Genomic DNA, 3,792 nt, shown 5'->3' with positions numbered 1-3,792 from the left:
CCTTCTTGTCGGTCATTGCATCTCCCTCCCCAAAGATGTGGGGCTCGATGGAGCGGCGGCAAATCCGGGAAACAGAAGGCATAGCTTGGCATGGCCTGATTGTGTGACCTGCGAAGATGCGGAGAAAAGGTAGGTAGGCCGATCGATGGAGTGTGTGATGAAAGTGCTGAGAAAGGTTCGGGAGTTGAAGTCGTCGAAAGGTCGCCTATTGGCACCAGGCTGACCTTACCCGGATTTCCGCATTGCCGGGATGAGCAGACCTTCGTTCAGAACTGCGGGACTACCGAGCTTGACCCGTTTCAGGCCTTCCGGGCGCTGGCTCATGAATGGATCAATTCAAGCTGATCGAGGGGGGCGTGACCCAAAGTTCCAAGTCGCTGCACCATGCTCTGATTGGGTCACCGTTCGAGGGAAACGCACACACCCTCTCAGACCTGAGCAGTATTGTCGCCACAATCGACAACAAGGATCCGTCTGGCCTGATTCCAACCCAACGTCTGCGAGGGTGCATGACCCGTAAGGATCGCATTGTGCTCTATGGCCGTCTTGGCCTCATCCTAGTGGCCTTTGCCATGATCGGCGGGGTTGTGGCTGAACCGCTTTTCCGACCGCTGTGGTCCCCACGGCTGACGGTTGCCCAACGGTAGCTCGCCCTGAAGCCACTTCCTCACGCGCAGTCTCATCTTGAGGATCGGCCAGCTCTCGTCGCAGAAGACGACACCGCCGCCGCGCTATCCTTAGCCGTCATCCTCCACGCGCGGCCTGCTCCCGACGGGTGACTTGACGAGAGGGGTTAAGGCCTCCCAACGGCTTGCTGACCGAGAGGCGCAGCAAGCGGAGGCTCATGAGCGGTCGTGATTGCGGGAGGTTCCGCGGGCCCTGAGCACAGGCTTGCCATCTGGATCAGACCGAAGCCGAACGTGGGATCCCGCCCGGGCTGGCCCAGGTCGAGGGTGCTCTCCTCCAGACGGACCTGAACGCCTTTCATGTCCAACTCAGGACGCGAGGCCAGCAGGACACCTGCGGCAGCGGACACAAACGGCACCGCATAGGATGTGCCTGTCTTCAGGGACCCTGTGCCCTGGGTAGAGGCCGTCCAGACATTCACTCCGGGCGCCGCAAGATCAACATACGGGCCGCGCGTCGCCCGCCGGTACACGTTCAGCTCATGATCGACGGCCGTGACGGCGACAACACCGGGATAGGCGGCCGGATAGGACGGTTCGGCACCCGCCCCGTTGTTGCCCGCGGCGGCAACGATCACGATGCCCTTGGCCTGGGCGGCCGCAATGGCCTTCTGGAGAACCTCATTCGCCGGACCGGACAGGCTCAGGTTGATCACCCGCACCCCGCGTTCGGCCAAGGCCTCGATCGCGCTGACCAGCGACATCACGTCCGTCCGATCGGCGGTGCCGCCGTCGCGGTAAAAGGCGTCGACTGCAACGAGCCGTGCATCCGGCACCAGGCCGGGGGTCGGGCTGTCTCGCCGCCCGACGAGAAGGGCTGCAACGGCCGTGCCGTGATCGGGCAACGAGGCGATGGCGCGGCGGGTGGGTTGCGTCACGACCTCGATCGCCTGGTCCTTCAGAGCGTCATGCTCAACATGGATGCCGGTGTCGATCACACCAATGAGGGGAGCCGGGCCGCATTGCGAGGCGTTCGAACCTGACCACTTCACCAGGGAGGCCCAGTCCGCCAGCGGGGCGGACTGGCACTCGGCGCCCGTGCAGGCCGGGGCGCTCTCATCGAGATAGTAGAACTGGTCGAAGTCGACCGAGGCCCGAGCGCCGACGAGGCGGACCCGCTGCCTGGCCTGTGCCACCGAGACGCCGCTTGGCACTTGAAGCCTGACCACCGGAGCCGTGAGGCTGCCCTGCGTTCGGGTCTCGATCCGGAAGCCCTGAGCGGTCAGTCGGGTCAGGTCCGCCGGGGATAAGCCTGAGGCCACGATGGAGCGTGATGATTGGCGCGGCTTGGGGCGGCGATCGATCTCGTCGACGACAGGCACTGCCCGTGCAGGTTGAGCCTTGATCGATGCCGCACTCTTCGCCGCCTGCACCGGGGCGGCAGCTTTGGCTCGGCTGGATGACTGAGGGGTAGATACCGCAGCCTTGCTTCGGCTTGCCGATGCCGTGCCGGTACTCGCCTGGGCCTTGTCATTCGCTCGTTGGCTTTTGCCGCTCAGTGCGGTACCAGCACCCGGTGCGCTGGTCTTCGCATGGCCCTTGCTGCTGCTTTGGCCTGCACCTGCGCTCGCGGCCTTGCTGGAATTGGCTTTACTGCTATTGCTCGAACTGGCATTGCCGCTGTTGCCAGCAGCATTGTTGTTGCCCTTACCCGCACTGGCACCGCCGCCAACGCTTGCTCCTGCACTGTTGCCGCGACCGAGCCCGCCTGCGTTCCCGTTACCTGCACCGTTCCCGCCGCCTATGCCGCCGCCCAGACCGCCAGCGTTGGAGTTGCCTTTGCCGCCGCCGTTGCCATTTCCTGCGCCACCGCCGGCCGCACCATTGCTGTTCCCACTACTGTTTCCGTTGCCGCCGCCCTTGCCTCCATTGCCCGCATTGCCGCCACCGTTCCCGCCTCCATTGCCGTTGCCATTCCCACTATTGTTGCCGTTCCCGCTGCCGCCCGCATTCCCCTGATTGCCGACATTGCCACCTCCGCCACCTTTGCCTCCGCCGCCGGCATTGCCACCGCTGTTTCCGTTCCCACCGGCGTTGCCAGCACCGCCGCCGACACCACCTCCATTGGAATTCCCGTTGCTCCCGCCGTTGCCGTTTCCTGCACCGCCAGCCGCGGCACCGCTATTCCCGCCGCCGTTGCCTTTGCCACCTCCATTTCCGTTGCCGCCGGCGTTGCCGTTCCCGCCACTACGTCCGCTACCATCAGAGTTGCTGTTGCCTCCGCTGTTGCCGTGTCCTGCACCACCGCCAGCCGAGCCACTGCCGTTCCCGCCACCGTCGCCTCTGCCACCACCATTGCCGCCGCCATTCCCATTTCCACCACCGTTACCGTTCCCCCCGCCATTGCCACCACCATCGCCGCCTTTGGCGAGGGCGGACCCGTCGAACATGGGCAGAAAGGATCCGTGGCCGAGATCAAGTTGGACGCGGAGGGGGAAGGCAGCCGCAATGCCTGCTATCGCGATAAGGGTATGTCGCCACCAGCGTGCCATGCTGTCCTCTTTGCCGACGGCTCAGCCGTGAACCCGGCTATTGCAGCGTGATCGATGTGCCAAAGCAGAACCCAACCCTGAGGGGTGGCCGCACAATGCAAGGAATCGCATGTCTTGTAGCGTACCTGACATGAACGGGAGCGAACCAATCACGAAATGTATCTAATCCTAAGCTTGGCAATAGACGCTGTTTACTCAGAAGCATGGAAGCAGTTGCGTTGGGAGTTTCAGCCGTTACTGCTCGGCCTCGAATGGACCCCTCAACCATGTCGGCATATCGAACCCTAACGCGCTTGCATTAACTTCAGCGCGGAATGTCCAGTGCTGGCACGTTCCGGACAGGGGGCGAACTTCCGCTTTGGACAGGAAAATCGGACGTTCCTCTCAGTGAACGAATTTCACGACCTGACCGAGGCTGTGTCAAAACGCAGATAGCGACCGAGTGAGATCACCTCTGTGGTCCTCTGATCGGCTGGAGCACGAGAGCCAGCGGCCGTTTGGCTCCTCGACAAGGCTGGACGTCAGTCTCCCTGATGTCCGAGCCATCGTGATCAGCTTGGGGTCTAAAGTGATGCCCCCTCAGGACTGGATGGCTGCCAGCAGCGGTCCAGGAC

General features: G+C 63.2%; 3 protein-coding genes. 2 read left to right on the top strand and 1 reads right to left on the bottom strand.

Annotated features, from left to right (window positions below; all coding sequences use genetic code 11):
• Positions 1–509 precede the first annotated feature (509 nt).
• A complete protein-coding gene (locus ACXJKO_RS30500; protein WP_457094763.1) occupies positions 510–647 on the top strand; it encodes a hypothetical protein in 138 nt (45 codons plus the stop codon).
• A 146-nt stretch (positions 648–793) separates the two neighbouring features.
• Here the strand turns inward: ACXJKO_RS30500 and ACXJKO_RS30495 are convergent, their stop codons facing one another.
• Positions 794–2,059 carry a S8 family serine peptidase gene (locus tag ACXJKO_RS30495; protein ID WP_457094762.1) on the bottom strand — a complete coding sequence of 422 codons (1,266 nt, stop codon included), beginning with the start codon at positions 2,057–2,059 and terminating at the stop codon, positions 794–796.
• 159 nt (positions 2,060–2,218) lie between these two features.
• Between ACXJKO_RS30495 and ACXJKO_RS30490 the strand changes: the two genes are divergently transcribed.
• Complete coding sequence (locus tag ACXJKO_RS30490) at positions 2,219–3,229, top strand: hypothetical protein (protein ID WP_457094761.1); 1,011 nt, start codon at positions 2,219–2,221, stop codon at positions 3,227–3,229.
• The last annotated feature ends 563 nt before the right edge of the window (positions 3,230–3,792 follow it).

It is taken from the genome of Microvirga sp. P5_D2 (assembly GCF_054049475.1).
The sequence above is the reverse complement of the archived record's forward strand: the minus strand, read 5'-3'. Positions and strand labels throughout refer to the sequence as shown.

What these genes read in the sequence shown, in the direction of transcription:
- ACXJKO_RS30490 (WP_457094761.1), top strand. Translation starts at nt 2,219, where the DNA reads ATGGCCCTTGCTGCTGCTTTGGCCTGCACCTGCGCTCGCGGCCTTGCT.
- ACXJKO_RS30500 (WP_457094763.1), top strand. Translation starts at nt 510, where the DNA reads ATGACCCGTAAGGATCGCATTGTGCTCTATGGCCGTCTTGGCCTCATC.